Origin of the sequence: Haemophilus sp. HMSC71H05 (assembly GCF_001838635.1) — a bacterium.
GTDB lineage: Bacteria > Pseudomonadota > Gammaproteobacteria > Enterobacterales > Pasteurellaceae > Haemophilus_D > Haemophilus_D parainfluenzae_R.
Window position 1 is genome coordinate 222,845 of the sequence record NZ_KV838037.1, and the last position, 15,328, is coordinate 238,172.

13 protein-coding genes and 1 tRNA gene are annotated in these 15,328 nt (G+C 39.9%); 8 read left to right on the forward strand and 6 right to left on the reverse strand.

Annotated elements, in window-relative coordinates:
* Nucleotides 1-76: 76 nt before the first annotated feature.
* The 3 genes from accA to znuC form a co-directional block, all read right to left on the reverse strand.
* Entirely contained in the window at nt 77-1,024 is a 948-nt protein-coding gene (gene accA / locus HMPREF3279_RS07375; protein ID WP_049369151.1) for an acetyl-CoA carboxylase carboxyl transferase subunit alpha, read from the reverse strand.
* Nucleotides 1,025-1,111: 87 nt separating this feature from the next.
* Complete coding sequence (znuB, locus tag HMPREF3279_RS07380; protein WP_005699689.1) at nt 1,112-1,897, reverse strand: zinc ABC transporter permease subunit ZnuB; 786 nt, start codon at nt 1,895-1,897, stop codon at nt 1,112-1,114.
* A 9-nt stretch (nt 1,898-1,906) separates the two neighbouring features.
* Nucleotides 1,907-2,698: a zinc ABC transporter ATP-binding protein ZnuC gene (gene znuC / locus HMPREF3279_RS07385; RefSeq protein ID WP_049369153.1), complete on the reverse strand. Its 792-nt coding sequence runs from the start codon at nt 2,696-2,698 to the stop codon at nt 1,907-1,909.
* Nucleotides 2,699-2,876: 178 nt separating this feature from the next.
* Between znuC and mepM the strand changes: the two genes are divergently transcribed.
* The 6 genes from mepM to HMPREF3279_RS07415 all read left to right on the forward strand — a co-directional run bounded on the left by mepM (nt 2,877) and on the right by HMPREF3279_RS07415 (nt 9,137).
* Complete coding sequence (gene mepM / locus HMPREF3279_RS07390; protein WP_070868754.1) at nt 2,877-4,352, forward strand: murein DD-endopeptidase MepM; 1,476 nt, start codon at nt 2,877-2,879, stop codon at nt 4,350-4,352.
* Nucleotides 4,353-4,485: 133 nt separating this feature from the next.
* Nucleotides 4,486-5,439: an ABC transporter permease gene (locus HMPREF3279_RS07395; RefSeq protein ID WP_070868755.1), complete on the forward strand. Its 954-nt coding sequence runs from the start codon at nt 4,486-4,488 to the stop codon at nt 5,437-5,439.
* Nucleotides 5,432-6,391, forward strand: a complete 960-nt coding sequence (locus HMPREF3279_RS07400) for an iron chelate uptake ABC transporter family permease subunit (protein ID WP_070868756.1) — start codon at nt 5,432-5,434, stop codon at nt 6,389-6,391. The genes HMPREF3279_RS07395 and HMPREF3279_RS07400 overlap by 8 nt, the downstream gene beginning before the upstream one ends.
* Nucleotides 6,382-7,143, forward strand: a complete 762-nt coding sequence (locus HMPREF3279_RS07405; RefSeq protein ID WP_070868757.1) for an iron ABC transporter ATP-binding protein — start codon at nt 6,382-6,384, stop codon at nt 7,141-7,143. Before HMPREF3279_RS07400 ends, HMPREF3279_RS07405 begins: the two co-directional genes overlap by 10 nt.
* Before the next feature lie 14 nt (nt 7,144-7,157).
* Entirely contained in the window at nt 7,158-8,066 is a 909-nt protein-coding gene (locus HMPREF3279_RS07410) for a siderophore ABC transporter substrate-binding protein (RefSeq protein ID WP_070868758.1), read from the forward strand.
* A gap of 120 nt (nt 8,067-8,186) precedes the next feature.
* Nucleotides 8,187-9,137, forward strand: coding sequence for a sigma 54-interacting transcriptional regulator (locus HMPREF3279_RS07415; RefSeq protein WP_070868759.1), 951 nt, complete (start codon nt 8,187-8,189; stop codon nt 9,135-9,137).
* Here HMPREF3279_RS07415 and hflX read toward each other — a convergent pair.
* The 3 genes from hflX to rluC all read right to left on the reverse strand — a co-directional run bounded on the left by hflX (nt 9,127) and on the right by rluC (nt 11,840).
* Nucleotides 9,127-10,482 carry a ribosome rescue GTPase HflX gene (gene hflX, locus HMPREF3279_RS07420; RefSeq protein WP_070868760.1) on the reverse strand — a complete coding sequence of 452 codons (1,356 nt, stop codon included), beginning with the start codon at nt 10,480-10,482 and terminating at the stop codon, nt 9,127-9,129. The two genes, HMPREF3279_RS07415 and hflX, sit on opposite strands and share 11 nt — an antisense overlap.
* A gap of 9 nt (nt 10,483-10,491) precedes the next feature.
* Nucleotides 10,492-10,773 (reverse strand): RNA chaperone Hfq, encoded by a 282-nt coding sequence (gene hfq, locus HMPREF3279_RS07425; protein WP_070868761.1) that lies wholly within the window; start codon nt 10,771-10,773, stop codon nt 10,492-10,494.
* 86 nt (nt 10,774-10,859) lie between these two features.
* Nucleotides 10,860-11,840 carry a 23S rRNA pseudouridine(955/2504/2580) synthase RluC gene (gene rluC, locus HMPREF3279_RS07430; protein ID WP_070868762.1) on the reverse strand — a complete coding sequence of 327 codons (981 nt, stop codon included), beginning with the start codon at nt 11,838-11,840 and terminating at the stop codon, nt 10,860-10,862.
* Nucleotides 11,841-12,267: 427 nt separating this feature from the next.
* Here rluC and rne point away from each other — a divergent pair, with 427 nt between their 5' ends.
* Nucleotides 12,268-15,069 (forward strand): ribonuclease E, encoded by a 2,802-nt coding sequence (gene rne, locus HMPREF3279_RS07435; RefSeq protein WP_070868763.1) that lies wholly within the window; start codon nt 12,268-12,270, stop codon nt 15,067-15,069.
* A gap of 155 nt (nt 15,070-15,224) precedes the next feature.
* Nucleotides 15,225-15,314, forward strand: a tRNA-Ser gene (locus HMPREF3279_RS07440).
* Nucleotides 15,315-15,328: the final 14 nt, after the last annotated feature.

A 15,328-nucleotide genomic window follows, 5' to 3' on the forward strand; every position in this document is an offset into this window, starting at 1 on the left:
ATTTTCTGACATCCATGCATTATTTCTCAAAACACAAAAAAAGAGCGGGTAAATTAACCGCTCTTTTTATACATTATTAACAATAACCGTAAGACATTAAACGTTCGTAACGTCTTTCTAATAAGCCATCTTTGTCGAAAGTATCTAATTCGTTTAGTTCTTCAACAAGACATTGTTTTAAATTGCGTGCCATTTCATGATAATTACGATGTGCACCACCTAATGGCTCTGGAACGATATTATCAATTAAACCTAACTCTTTTAAACGAGTTGCAGTTAAGCCCATGACTTCTGCTGCGGTAGAGGCTTTTTCTGCACTCTTCCATAAGATAGACGCACAACCTTCTGGTGAAATAACGGAATAAGTTGAATATTGCAACATATTCACTTTGTCACCCACACCAATGGCTAACGCACCACCGGAACCGCCTTCACCAATTACGGTACAGATAACAGGTACTTTTAAGGTAGACATTTCACGTAAGTTACGAGCAATCGCTTCAGATTGACCACGTTCTTCCGCACCGATACCCGGGTAAGCCCCTGGCGTGTCGATAAAGGTAATAATAGGTAAGTTGAAACGCTCAGCCATTTGCATTAAACGTAAAGCTTTACGATAACCTTCAGGTGCAGGCATACCAAAGTTACGAGTCACTTTGTCTTTTACTGTACGACCTTTTTGGTGGCCGATAATCATTACTGCGCGACCATCTAAACGAGCAAGACCACCTACGATTGCTTTATCATCTGCAAAGGCACGATCGCCTGCAAGTTCTTGGAAATCAGTAAAAATATGTTCGATATAATCAAGCGTGTATGGACGATTTGGGTGACGTGCCATACGAGAAACCTGCCATGCATCAAGATTTGCAAAGGTTTTTTTGGTTAATTCATCGCTTTTCTTTTGTAAGCGTTTAATTTCATCGTGTAAATCAATTTTGTCATCAGATGCTGAACGTAGCGCTTCAATTTTGGCTTCAAGTTCAGCAATAGGTAATTCAAAATCTAAATATTCTTGGCTCATTTCTTATCCTAAAATATCGTCAAAAGTTGCCCGCACTTTATCAAGATTTAAGGTGCGGTGCAAATGGTTTTCACTGGTTGGAGCGGATTATAAATATTCCTTTTTTAGTAATGATAACAAAAACAAAAATGCGGAACAAATCACGACAGAAGGCCCCGCAGCGGTATCATAAAAGGCGGAAAGGAATAACCCGCCAACGACGGAAAGCATACTGATTAAAATGGCAATAAATACCATTTGTTCAGGTGTCTTTGCAAAACGTCTTGCTGTTGCAGCTGGAATAATTAATAGTGATGTAATAATCAGGGCTCCAACAAACTTCATACTTAATGCGATTGTAAGTGCGGTCAAAATCATCAAGATAAATCGCATTTTTTTGATGTTAATGCCTTCCACTTGAGCCAGTTCAGGTGAGACAGTGGTGGAGAGTAAGGCTTGCCAGAAGTAAAGCAGTGTGCCTAATACAATGAGGACACCCGTGCCAATATAAGGTAAGTCGTTAAAATTAATGGCGAGCAAATCCCCAAAAAGATAACTCATTAAGTCTACGCGGACATTTTTTAGTAAGCCAACCGTAACCACACCAAGGGAAAGACAACTGTGTGCGATAATGCCTAAAAGGGTATCCACTGAAAATTGCGTGTTACTTTCGAGCCAAACCATTAATACGGCGAGAATAATCGTCAAAATTACAATGGCAACATAAGGGTTAATTTGTAAGAAAATCCCTAACGCCACACCAAGCAAGGCTGAGTGGGAAAGGGTATCACCAAAATAAGCCATTTTACGCCACACCACAAAAGCACCCAGTGGTGCGGTAATTAAGGAAAGCAGTAAGCCTGTAAGCAAGGCGGGAAATAAAATCTCAAACATGATTTTTCCTTATTGTTGGCATTCAGATGGATTGGCACTGCAACTACAAACATCACCGTGCATATTATGATGATTATGATGGTGCGTATAAAAGCCCACATTTTGTGAGATTTGGTTGCCCCAAAGGCGTATAAATGTTGGATCATTCGATAAACTTTCGGGTGTGCCGGCACAGCGAATATGTTGATTGATGCACAACACTTCTTTACTGTCCGCCATCACGATATGCAAATCATGGGAAACCATTAAAACCGCACAATTTAAGGCTTGTTGAGTACGGTGAATCAGCTGATAAAGTTCAGCTTGACCATTAATATCGACCCCTTGAGTTGGTTCATCTAGCACCAGTAAATTGGGTTTGTTCAAAATCGCACGAGCTAATAACACGCGTTGCATTTCCCCACCTGAGAGTTTTTGCATATTATTTTTTCTCAAATGAGTGATAGAGAGTTGCTCAAGTGCGGTTGATATTTCTTGCGTTTTAACCCCTTTTTTGAGTGCCAGAAAACGCTCAACCGTCATTGGTAAGCTGTGATCGAGGTGAATTTTTTGTGGGACATAGCCAATTCTGACATTGGTGCTATAAATCACCTCACCGGATGTCGGCGGTTGTAATTTTAATAAGGTTTTCAAGAGGGTCGATTTCCCCCCACCATTTGGGCCTACAATGGTGATAATTGAATTAGGATAAATGCTGAAATTAATATCCCGTAATGCTGTCTTTTGTTCAAAGACCACATTGATATTTTTCAGCGTAATTAATGGTGTTGGTTGGGCTGGTTGAATGGCGTGAATCTGCATAATCCCCCCTTTAAAAATGGCTCACTAAAATAGCTCATTTCCTTGTTTTTCTCAAGAAATTCTGACTATGCCTAATATTTAGGCATAAGATTTGACATTTTTAGGGTAAAATGAATTTTTTTTAGAGTTTGTAGTCTGAAGAGCGAAAAGCTTTTTATTCATTTTAAAGGTATCTATTTTGCAACACGTTAAATTAGCTAGAGATCGACGGAAACGAAAATCCCGTATAAAAGCGGCGATTTTTTTTGCCGCACTTTTGCTTATTTTAACGGGTATTTTCCTCGCTTTTAAAGATACCGCTGATTATGATCCTTCTTTGCAAAGTAATCTTGAGCCAGAGATGGTGGATAACGTTCAATATCAATCCCTTACACCTGAAAAAACAGAATCAGATAAGCAACAAACTCAAGCAGGCGAACATCCTGAAACTAAGCAGAATGCGAATACGGAAGATGCGACTTCTTACGATGATGATCTTCAAGCCAAAGATGATGAAGTAGATGAAATTAAACCACAGTTTGATGAGCTAACTGATTTGCCAAAAGATGCACAAGATGCGCTCAGTGGCATTTTAGATGTAGCTGATCAGGCATTGCGTATTACCGATCAATTTAGTCATACCGTGGTGCGTGGCGACTCTTTAAAAGACGTGTTAGAGCTTTCTGGTTTAGAAGATGATACGGCGAAAAATTTAATTGCCGAATATCCTGAATTAAAAAACTTACGCGCCGGTCAGCAGTTCTATTGGATTTTAGATAAAGAAGATCAGCTGGAGTATTTAAACTGGTTGGTGTCTGAAAAAGAAGAACGTATTTATGAACGCACGGAAGACGGTAAGTTTAAACGCCAAATTCTAGAGAAGAAAAGTATCTGGAAGAAAGAGGTGCTAAAAGGCACGATTAACGGATCTTTTGCATCAAGTTTGCGTGATTTAGGTTTGGATGGTCGTCAAATCAGCCAGTTAAGCTCTGCGTTACAGTGGCAGGTAAGTCTTCAAAAACTCAGTAAAGGCACCAAATTTGCGATTTTAGTATCACGTGAATATTTAGGTGATAAATTAACCGGTCAAGGTAACGTTGAAGCCATTCACATCATGGCAGATGGTAAGAGCTATTATGGTATTCAAGCCGCCAATGGTCGTTACTACGATAAGCAAGGGGAAACCCTTGGTAAAGGCTTTGCACGTTATCCATTGCAACGTCAAGCGCGTATTTCATCACCATTTAACCCAAATCGCCGACATCCGGTAACAGGACGTGTTCGACCGCATAAAGGGGTGGACTTTGCTGTTTCACCAGGCACGCCAGTTATTGCGCCAGCAGAAGGTGTGGTAGAAAAAGTGGCTTATCAAGCAGGTGGTGCAGGACGTTATGTGGTGATACGCCATGGTCGTGAATATCAAACGGTGTATATGCATTTAAGTCGTGCTTTGGTGAGTGCAGGTCAAACTGTGAAGAAAGGGGAGCGTATTGCATTAACCGGTAATACAGGGATTTCAACCGGTCCACACTTACACTATGAGTTTCATATTAATGAACGTGCGGTGAACCCGCTTACGGTGAAATTGCCAGGTACCAGCAGTGGAATGGCAACAGCAGAACGTAAGCAATTCTTAGTTCGAGCGAAAGAAGTTGAAAGAACATTAAAATTATAGCGAATAAAGTGCGGTCAAATTTGACCGCATTTTTTATACGCCTAAAAATTAGCCGAAAACTGACCGCACTTCATCTTTTCTCTTTTCCTTCAATATGCTATTCTTTTTGCATTTTAGAATTATTCTCATTTTTATGATTAAGCGACGTTATCTGATTTTTCTTTTGATCGTGCTTTCCTTTGTTTCACTTTTTCTCGGGGTAAGTACTGTTAATCTGCAAGGGTTACTGAATTTTGAAGGTAATCAATGGCAGATATTTTTCATCAGTCGAGTGCCTCGTTTAATCAGTATCTTGATTGCGGGTGCATCCTTAAGTATTTGTGGCTTAGTGATGCAGCAACTCAGTCGAAACCGATTTGTTTCTCCCACCACTGCGGGCACCATGGATAGTGCAAGATTAGGGATTTTAATGGCGATGCTATTTTTCCCAACGGCCTCAATGTTGTTAAAAACCGCGATTGCAGTGATCGTCTCTTTCCTTGGTACATTGTTATTTATGACGATTCTGTCCCGTTTGAAATTCAAGGACACCATTTTTGTACCTTTAGTAGGGATTATGTTTGGTAATATTATTAGCTCGATTACCGCCTTTATTGCTTACAAAGAAGACTTGTTACAAAACTTATCGGGATGGTTACAAGGGGATTTTTCGCTTGTGATGTCTGGTCGTTATGAATTGTTGTATTTCAGTATTCCTACACTCATCGTGGCTTATTTATTTGCGCATCGTTTTTCTATTGTCGGGATGGGGAAAGACTTTGCGGTTAATCTTGGTCTAAATTACAACCAAGTACTTTATCTCGGATTGCTCATTGTGGCGGTGGTGTCTTCGATTATTATCGTGTCTGTGGGTGTGATCCCTTTCTTAGGGCTAATTATTCCGAATATCGTCACCCTTTATTTAGGGGATAACTTGAAGAAAGTGTTATCTCATACAGCCTTGTTAGGTGCTGTATTTGTTTTATTCTGCGATATCTTAGGTCGAAGTGTGATTTATCCTTATGAGATTTCCATTAATGCCGTAGTTGGTGTATTTGGCAGTGGTATCTTCTTATTTTTATTATTAAAACGGTATAGAAATGGCTAAGAAATCTTCTTCTCAACTGATTGTATTGTCGTTGTTAGCCATGGTTTCTCTTGCACTTTATTTAGGCTACAACTTACCGAACCGTTGGCAATATGCCTTGGAAAATCGTGCCTTATCATTAATTGCGATTGTGATCACAGGTGCTGCAATTGCACTTGCTACGATGATCTTCCAAACGGTTGTGAATAACCGAATTCTTACCCCAAGTATTTTAGGGTTAGATTCGCTGTATTTATTGATTCAAACGGCGATTATTTTCCTTTTCGGTTCGACCACATTGCTTTCAATGAATTCCATTGCCTTGTTTGTATTGTGTACGGGATTAATGATGGCGTTTTCATTAGCGCTTTATCACTTCCTGTTTAAGAAAGAAAACCAAAATATTTTCTTCTTATTGCTTGTTGGGATTATTTTCGGCACCTTCTTTGGCAGCTTAACGACGTTTATGGAAGTGTTGATTGATCCAAATGAATTCCAGATCGCACAAGATATTGGCTTTGCAAGCTTCAACCGAATCAATACACAAATCTTGTGGGTGGCATTAGTCATTTTAGTGGTGACAATTGTTTTCAGTTTGAGATATTGGCATTGCTTTGATGTGTTGGCGTTAGGAAGAGAAAATGCTATTAATTTAGGGATTGATTATCAAAAGACCTTAAAAGTCCTATTAATTCTCGTGGCAATTTTAACGTCAGTGTCGACCGCACTTGTTGGTCCACTTACTTTCCTTGGGTTATTGGTAATGAATGTGACCTTTGAATTTATTCGTGATTATCGCCATAAAGTCTTAATTCCTGCCGCGATGTTAATTTCCATCATAACCTTGGTTTTAGGACAATTATTAGTGACCCATATTTTTACGTTCCGCACGACATTAAGCATCATCGTTAATTTTGTCGGTGGCGTGTACTTTATTTATTTGTTATTAAGAGCAAACAAAAAATGGCAATAGAAATTCGCAATATTACTAAAAGTTACGGAAGCAAAAAGGTGGTGGATAATGTGTCCATCACCATTCCTACGGGGAAAATTACGTCTTTTATCGGGCCGAATGGCGCGGGGAAGAGTACGGTGCTGTCTATTATGAGCCGTTTGTTGAATGCTGATAGTGGCGAGATCTATCTCAACGGTGAATTGCTCAATCGTAAGAAAAGTAGCGATATTGCAAAACAACTTGCGATTTTAAAGCAAACGAACAACATTAATTTGCGTCTAACCATTGAAGATTTAGTCGCTTTTGGCCGTTTTCCTTATAGCAAAGGAAACTTAACCCAAACTGACCGCACTTTTATTGATAATGCCATTGCCTATATGAATTTAGATGATATTCGTCATCAATATATCGACAACTTAAGTGGTGGTCAGCGACAACGCGCTTATATTGCGATGACGCTTGCACAAGATACGGATTATATTTTATTGGATGAACCATTAAATAATCTGGATATGAAACATTCAGTGCAGATCATGCAAGTTTTGCGCAAATTAGCGACAGAACTCAACAAAACCGTGGTGATTGTGATTCACGATATTAATTTTGCCTCTTGTTACTCAGACTACATTGTTGCCATGAAAAATGGAAAATTGGTACACCAAGGGGAAGTTAACCACATTATGCAATCACCCGTGCTACAAGATATTTATGATATGGCGATACCTATTCAGGATATCGACAACCATAAAATTGCCGTTTATTTTAGATAAATAAGGAAATCTTCATGAAAAAAACACTATCAACATTAGCACTTTCACTTTTTGCTTTGGTCGGTGTTGCTCAAGCAGCAGATATTACCGTTGAAAATGCCGCTGGAAAACAGGTTGTGCCACAAAATCCACAGCGTGTCATTGTGCTTGATTTTGGGGCGGCAGACACACTTCGTGCATTAGGTGTACAAGATAAAATCGTGGGCTTCCCACAAAGTGGAAAAATTCCAAACTATCTTTCAGAATTTGCAGACAAAAAATATAAGAATGTCGGTGATTTGAAAGAACAATCATTGGAGCAAATTAATGAACTCAATCCGGATTTGATCATCGCGTCTAAACGTCAAGAAAAAATGATCGACAAATTTAAAGAAATTGCGCCAGTATTTAATGTTGAAAATGACTACACGAATTACTACCCGAGTTTTCAACAAAATGTGACCGCACTTGGTCAGATCTTTGGTAAAGAAAATGTTGCGAAAGAAAAACTTTCAGCATTAGAAAGTAAGGTTGACCAAGTCGCCAAAGATGCGAAAGGTAAAACCGCCTTATTGGTACTTGTTAATGAAAGTAAAATCAGTGCCTTTGGTGATGGTTCTCGTTATGGTATGGTGTATCAAAAATTTGGTTTTAAACCGATTGATGACAGCATCAAATCGTCTACGCACGGACAAAGTGTTGGTTTTGAATATATCTTAGAAAAAAATCCAGACTTTTTACTTGTCGTGGATCGTACAGCGGCGATTACAGAAAAAGCTAACAACGCACAAAAAGTATTAGATAACGATATCATCAAACAAACCAAAGCGTATAAAGATGGACATATTGTGTATCTTGATGCAGCCAATTGGTATCTTGCGTTTGGTGGTTTAGAAAGCATGGAAACCATCGCACAAGAACTTGATCGTGCAGTAAAAAAATAATACAAAAAACCATCTAAAAGGGCAGTCAAGGATTGCCCTTTTTATATGTAAATTAATCTTTACACATATCAATAAACTCCCTATCATATTGGCATCATTCAATAAAATTGAGCTTATTTTATGCTGACATTTAATCCACAAGATCCTTTCTCTTGCTTTGTCACTCAAAGCCTTTCCATGAAAAGTACGGTCGAAAATGCACAACGTTTTGCGATGTTTGATGTGCCGCTTTTAATTCAAGGTGAAACGGGTACGGGTAAAGACTTATTAGCAAAAGCTTGCCATTTTGCGAGCTTGCGTCGTGAGAAAAAATTCATTGCGGTAAATTGTGCCGGCTTGCCGGATGAAGATGCGGAAAGTGAAATGTTTGGGCGTAAAGTAGGTGATAGTGAAACCACTGGTTTTTTTGAATATGCTAACGAAGGCACGGTGTTGCTGGATGGCATTGCTGAGCTTTCATTAAGTTTACAGGCAAAATTATTGCGTTTTTTAACGGATGGTTCTTTCCGTCGAGTGGGTGAAGAAAAAGAACATCATGCGAATGTTCGAGTGATTTGTACTTCACAAGAACCTATGGAAAAACTGTTAGAGCAAGGGAAATTACGCAGTGATTTATTCCATCGCTTAAATGTTTTAGCGCTAAATGTGCCGCCTTTGCGTGAGCGAGTGGAGGATATTCAACCTTTAACGGACGGTTTTTTACAAGAAATAAGTGCTCAGCTTAAGATTTCAATGCCGCAATATAATGCTGATTTTCTGAATTATTTAAAAGGGCAGCCTTGGCAAGGTAATGTGCGAGAGCTTTACAATGTCTTGTATCGCGCCTGTTCCTTAGCGAAAAATAACCAGCTTGATATTGAAAGTTTAAATTTAAAACCCGTACAAAGTGCGGTCATTTCTGCGGAGGATTTTGGTGAGCAAACGCTGGATGAGATCATGGGACAATATGAGGCGAGTGTATTGCGTGCATTTTATGCCCAGTATCCAAGTACGCGTAAATTGGCACAACGATTAGGTGTATCACACACGGCGATTGCCAATAAATTAAAACAATACGGTATTAGTAAATAATTTCTGACAGTTTAGGGAATTGTTTACAAAGTTTGAGCCATTCGACTTTATCAATTTGTACATTGAGGATAAATTCACCCTCATCTGAAATTTGTTCGTGACGAATGCTATTTAATTGATAGAGCGCGTGGCGAATTTTTCCCTCTTGTGGGAGCAGTGTAAGGGTGAAAGAAAGTATCTCATTTTTCAACCGCACTTTAATGGCTTCAAGTAGCAGCTCTAATCCTTCACCTGAATGTGCTGAAAGATAAACGGCAACGGGCTTATTCTCATCATCATATTCAATATGGGGTGCCACATTTTCCAATAAATCGATTTTGTTATATACCAGCAATACTGGTACTTTGTCAGCCTTAATTTCTTCCAATACTAAATTCACGGCTTCAATATTTTCGATCTTTCGAGCGTCTGCTGCATCAATGACATGCAATAACAAACTGGCTTCTACCGTTTCTTGCAAGGTAGATTTAAAAGCGGAAACTAAATCATGGGGAAGTTGGCGAACGAAACCAACGGTATCGGCGAGAATCGCTGTGCCAACATCTTGAATTTGCAAACGTCTTAATGTGGGATCGAGGGTGGCAAAAAGCTGATCTGCCGCATAGACATTGGCTTGCGTGATGAAATTGAAGAGTGTCGATTTCCCCGCATTGGTGTAGCCTACTAAGGAAATGGTCGGAATATCCGCTTTTTGTCGTGTTTGGCGATTTTGATTGCGTTGTTTTTCGACTTTCGCCAAACGATTTTGCAACTGTGCGATACGAACCTTGATTAAACGGCGATCCGTTTCTAACTGCGTTTCGCCAGGGCCACGCAATCCAACTGCACCTTTTTGCTGATCTAAACCTGTTTTTCGGCGGACTAATCGAGTGGATAAATGCTTAAGTTGAGCTAATTCAACTTGCAATTTCCCTTCGTGTGATCGGGCTCGTTGGGCAAAGATATCTAAAATCACCCCAGTGCGATCCACTACACGACATTGGCAAATGCTTTCTAAATTACGGGTTTGTGCAGGGGTTAATTGATGATTCACCAAAACAACATCGGCATCTAAGGCTTTCACTGCATCAGCAATTTCTTGTGCTTTCCCCTCACCGATAAAATATTTTGCTTGTGGTGTAGCACGGCTCGTGGTGATGATTTGTAAAATCTCAACATTGGCAGATTCCGCTAAAAGTTGGAATTCTTGTAGATCTTCAATGTTTTTATTTTGGGAAAAGAAAACATGTACGACGACAGCTTTATCTTTTGTCGATTGGCTATTGTCGACTGTTTTAGATGACGAAAGTGCGGTTGAAATTTCAGGTGAATTTTCAACCGCACTTAAACTGATGAAATCGTTCATTGAACAGAATTATTCTGCTTGTGTTTCTACTTCCGCTACAGCATCAGAAGTTTGTGCTGCATGATGACCGCCATTATTGTGGTGAGAAACAGAACGTGCTGGAACCACAGTCGAAATTGCGTGTTTGTACACCATTTGATTAACCGTGTTTTTTAATAAAATCACGAATTGGTCGAATGATTCGATTTGACCCTGTAATTTAATCCCATTAACGAGATAAATCGAAACAGGAATACGTTCACGGCGTAACGCATTCAAATAAGGATCTTGTAATGATTGTCCTTTTGCCATTTTGCTATCCTTTGTTGTTATATGTTAATTAATGATAGAAACGAGTTGTCTCCGTCATCAAATATAACAATAAACATTTTTCTTGTCTATGGGTTTATCTCTTTGCTTTCACGCAGTTTTTTCAGAATTGCTTTCATTTTTTCGTCTAGTTGAGCATTAAGGCGTAATGTTTCACCCGTTTTAGGGTGCTCAAAGCGAATAGAAAACGCATGTAAAAACAAGCGATTAAGCCCGAGATCTTGCATATATTTATCAAATTCTTTATCACCGTATTTATCATCCAGCGCAATCGGGTGACCGGCATATTGGGTATGAACTCGGATCTGATGGGTCCGTCCCGTTACGGGTGAAGCTTTTACTAAGGTCGCATTTTGATAACGTTCTTCGATAGCAAATCGCGTTTCTGAAGGTTTACCTTGCTCACTGACTTTGACGATGCGTTCACCACTGGCCAGTTCATTTTTCAATAAAGGCGCTTGCACGACTTTTACATGAGATTGCCATTGGCCGCGTACGAGTGCGAGATAATCTTTTTGCACGGTTTTAACACGAAGTTGTTCGTGTAAGTTGCGTAAGGTAGAGCGTTTTTTTGCGACTAATAAAATACCCGATGTATCTCTGTCTAAACGGTGAACCAATTCTAAAAAGCGGGCTTCAGGACGTAATGCACGCAAGGCCTCAATCACACCAAAATTCAAACCACTCCCACCATGAACCGCTATGCCGGAAGGTTTGTTCAATACTAATAAACAATCATCTTCAAAAATAATATGGCTTTCAAGGGAGGCGACTTTATTCAAGTTTTTAGAAATTGGGGCAGTATTTTTTTCAGAAACACGAACAGGTGGCACACGCACCACATCACCATTTTGTAATTTATATTCAGGTTTGATTCGCCCTTTGTTTACACGCACTTCGCCTTTACGCAGAATGCGATAAATCAAACTTTTTGGTACACCTTTTAATTTTGCCAATAAATAATTATCAATGCGTTGTCCTGCTTCATCTTCAGAAATAGTGAGCATTTTGACGGATTGATTGATGATTTTTTCTTGTTTTTCAGTCATTGAATCTGTCCTTTAAAAATTGGGCTGAATCATATCACAATATCCCTGGTGATAATAGCAAGAATGCCTTGCTAATTTAGCCCCGAATGTGGATAATAGAGCGTCTTTCTGCGCCTAAAATTTGGCATTTAGAAAGCGATTTTGTATGTTGGTCAAAACTCAATGCGGCGAATGGCATAAGACATTGATAATCAACATATTTTTCTTGAAGGTTGACGCTTCCTTGCAATGCGTAATTAACACACCGCATTGTTTTACGAAAATTGTCTTAGATAACAATTGAGTATGCTATCAATGCACCCAGCAACACACAGTCGTGAGATTGACTGTTCGCGAGAAACACGAGGTCGATGGCTAAGGTCAGTAAATCTGTAAAGTGCGGTTAATTTTCAAGGTATTTTAGATAATTCAAAACGAGAAATTGACAATGAAAAGAATGTTAATCAATGCGACTCAAAAAGAAGAGTTGCGCGTTGCGTTGGTCGATGGCCAGCGTTTATTCGACTTGGATATTGAAAGTCCAGGTCATGAACAGAAAAAAGCGAATATTTACAAAGGAAAAATCACTCGCGTAGAGCCGAGTTTAGAAGCAGCCTTTGTGGATTATGGTGCAGAGCGCCATGGCTTCCTTCCTTTAAAAGAAATTGCCCGTGAGTATTTCCCTGCTGATTATGTGTTCCAAGGTCGTCCAAATATCCGTGATATTTTGACCGAAGGTCAAGAAGTGATCGTTCAGGTGAACAAGGAAGAACGCGGCAATAAAGGCGCGGCCTTAACCACTTTTGTTTCCCTTGCTGGTAGTTATTTGGTGATTATGCCAAACAATCCGCGTGCAGGTGGTATCTCTCGTCGCATTGAAGGCGATGAACGTATCGAATTAAAAGAAGCATTGAGTTCTTTAGATGTACCGGAAGGCGTTGGTCTCATCGTGCGTACAGCGGGTGTAGGTAAATCACCAGAAGAATTGCAATGGGACCTAAAAGTACTTTTACATCATTGGGAAGCAATTAAACAAGCTTCACAAAGCCGTCCAGCACCATTTTTAATTCATCAAGAAAGTGATGTGATCGTTCGTGCAATCCGTGATTACTTGCGTCGTGATATCGGTGAGATCTTAATTGATAGTCCGAAAGTATTTGAAAAAGCAAAAGCACACATCAAACTTGTACGTCCAGATTTCATCAATCGTGTGAAACTGTATCAAGGCGAAGTGCCGCTATTTAGCCACTATCAAATTGAATCTCAAATTGAATCCGCCTTCCAACGTGAAGTACGTTTACCTTCTGGTGGTTCGATTGTCATTGATGTAACAGAAGCGTTAACGGCGATCGATATCAACTCGGCGCGTTCAACTCGTGGTGGTGATATTGAAGAAACCGCATTAAATACCAACCTTGAAGCGGCAGATGAGATTGCTCGTCAATTACGTTTACGTGACTTAGGTGGGTTAGTGGTTATCGATTTCATCGATATGACACCGGTTCGTCACCAACGTGAAGTAGAAAACCGTATCCGTGATGCCGTGCGTCAAGACCGTGCGCGTATTCAAATCAGCCGTATTTCTCGCTTCGGCTTGTTGGAAATGTCACGTCAGCGTTTAAGCCCATCATTAGGTGAGTCTTCTCACCATGTTTGCCCACGCTGTCAAGGTACGGGTAAAGTACGTGATAACGAAAGTTTATCACTTTCAATCTTACGTTTAATCGAAGAAGAAGCGTTAAAAGAAAATACCAAACAAGTACACACTATCGTGCCGGTACAAATTGCGTCTTACTTACTTAACGAAAAACGTAAAGCAGTAAGCAGTATCGAAAAACGCCATGATGTAGAGATTATCGTGGTGCCAAATGAAGCGATGGAAACCCCGCATTTCAGCGTGTTCCGCGTACGTGAAGGTGAAGAGCTGAACGAATTAAGCTACAACTTAGCAAAATTCCATGAAGCACAAGACGATGCATTCGTACCAGAAGAATCCCTTGTTTCACGTAATATTGAAACAGCAGCCGTGACATCTGAACAAGTGATGGAAAGTGCTGCAGTATCGCTATCGATCCCAACGGCAGCGCCAGCACCAGTTGAGCGTAAATCCGAAGGTCCTTCACTGTTTGCGAAAATTGTTGCAGCAATTAAAGGTTTATTTGCTTCTGAGCCAAAAGAAGAAGAGAAAAACCAAAACAATCGTAATAATCGTAACGGCAATCGTAATAATCGTCGTAATCAAGATCGTCGTAATAATCGTCGTTCTCGCAACGAAAATAGTGACAATGCGAAAAATACAGACGAAGAAAATGCACGTCCAACTCGTGAGCGTGTGAATAATCGTCGTAATCGTCGCAACGTTAATGAAGAGGTTATTTCAGAAAGTGCGGTTAATTTAGCGAATGTTTCTGATGATAATCGTCAAGAAGAAAAGGCAGAGAAACCGGTAGCTGAGCGTCGTCAACGTCGTGAGTTACGTAAACGCGTTCGCATTGATGACAATACAAATAATGCAAATGAGAATGTGATTGAAGCGGTTGAAGTTTCTGCAATTAAAAATGACGTGGTTGAAAACAACGCTGTTGATAATACAGAAGATAAACCACGTCAAGAACGTCAGCGTCGTACACCTCGTCATTTACGTGCATCGAATAATCAACGCCGTCGTCGTAATGAAGTGAAATCCCCAATGCCATTATTTGCTGCGGTGGCTTCACCAGAATTAGCAAGCGGTAAAGTATGCATCGATTATTCTGCTGTGAATGCACCGAAAGAAAATAATTTCTTATCGGTGGATGAGTTGCTTGAGCAAGAAAAAACGAAAAAAGGTGTGATTACGCCTGCAACAGGTATTGTTGTGGAAGAGAAATCAGTTGAAGCACAACCTGCGTTAGATTTCATTACTCAACCGGCAAATGAAGCGGTTCAACAGAAAGTGCAAGAATCATTAGAACGTTTGCATCATAAATCAGAACCTGTTGCTCAAGTCACAACTGAAGAAGTTGAACCACAAGAAAAAGCAAAATTTGTAAGTTCTTATGTGTTCACAGGTCGTGCTGGTACGATTTCAGCCGTGCCACATACAAAAGCAGCCATGACATTAGCGAAAGCACCAGATGAAGAGTCTAAACCATTCCCAATTGTAGAATGGACGGAGTCTCGTTATTACTTTAATGGTAAAGGCGCGGCAGGACATCATAGTGCAATTAGCCATATTTATTCTGAACCGACACAAGCGAAAGCAGAGTAATATCTTAATCATAAAGACGGAACCAATAGGTTCCGTTTTTTATTTTGTGTATTTTTAAAACATAGTGATTTAAAAGTAGTCAGTCAGATAATTTTTTTATTTTCTTGCTTGACGGGGTGGGGGAAAAAACGTATTATTCACCTCGCTTAAATCACGGAGGAATGGTCGAGTGGTTGAAGGCACCGGTCTTGAAAACCGGCGAGGGTTTACGCCCTCCGTGAGTTCGAATCTCACTTCCTCCGCCATCAAATTCAAAAAA

What these genes read in the sequence shown, in the direction of transcription:
- accA (WP_049369151.1), bottom strand. Translation starts at nt 1,024, where the DNA reads ATGAGCCAAGAATATTTAGATTTTGAATTACCTATTGCTGAACTTGAA.
- znuB (WP_005699689.1), bottom strand. Translation starts at nt 1,897, where the DNA reads ATGTTTGAGATTTTATTTCCCGCCTTGCTTACAGGCTTACTGCTTTCC.
- znuC (WP_049369153.1), bottom strand. Translation starts at nt 2,698, where the DNA reads ATGCAGATTCACGCCATTCAACCAGCCCAACCAACACCATTAATTACG.
- HMPREF3279_RS07395 (WP_070868755.1), top strand. Translation starts at nt 4,486, where the DNA reads ATGATTAAGCGACGTTATCTGATTTTTCTTTTGATCGTGCTTTCCTTT.
- HMPREF3279_RS07400 (WP_070868756.1), top strand. Translation starts at nt 5,432, where the DNA reads ATGGCTAAGAAATCTTCTTCTCAACTGATTGTATTGTCGTTGTTAGCC.
- HMPREF3279_RS07405 (WP_070868757.1), top strand. Translation starts at nt 6,382, where the DNA reads ATGGCAATAGAAATTCGCAATATTACTAAAAGTTACGGAAGCAAAAAG.
- HMPREF3279_RS07410 (WP_070868758.1), top strand. Translation starts at nt 7,158, where the DNA reads ATGAAAAAAACACTATCAACATTAGCACTTTCACTTTTTGCTTTGGTC.
- HMPREF3279_RS07415 (WP_070868759.1), top strand. Translation starts at nt 8,187, where the DNA reads ATGCTGACATTTAATCCACAAGATCCTTTCTCTTGCTTTGTCACTCAA.
- hflX (WP_070868760.1), bottom strand. Translation starts at nt 10,482, where the DNA reads ATGAACGATTTCATCAGTTTAAGTGCGGTTGAAAATTCACCTGAAATT.
- hfq (WP_070868761.1), bottom strand. Translation starts at nt 10,773, where the DNA reads ATGGCAAAAGGACAATCATTACAAGATCCTTATTTGAATGCGTTACGC.
- rluC (WP_070868762.1), bottom strand. Translation starts at nt 11,840, where the DNA reads ATGACTGAAAAACAAGAAAAAATCATCAATCAATCCGTCAAAATGCTC.
- rne (WP_070868763.1), top strand. Translation starts at nt 12,268, where the DNA reads ATGAAAAGAATGTTAATCAATGCGACTCAAAAAGAAGAGTTGCGCGTT.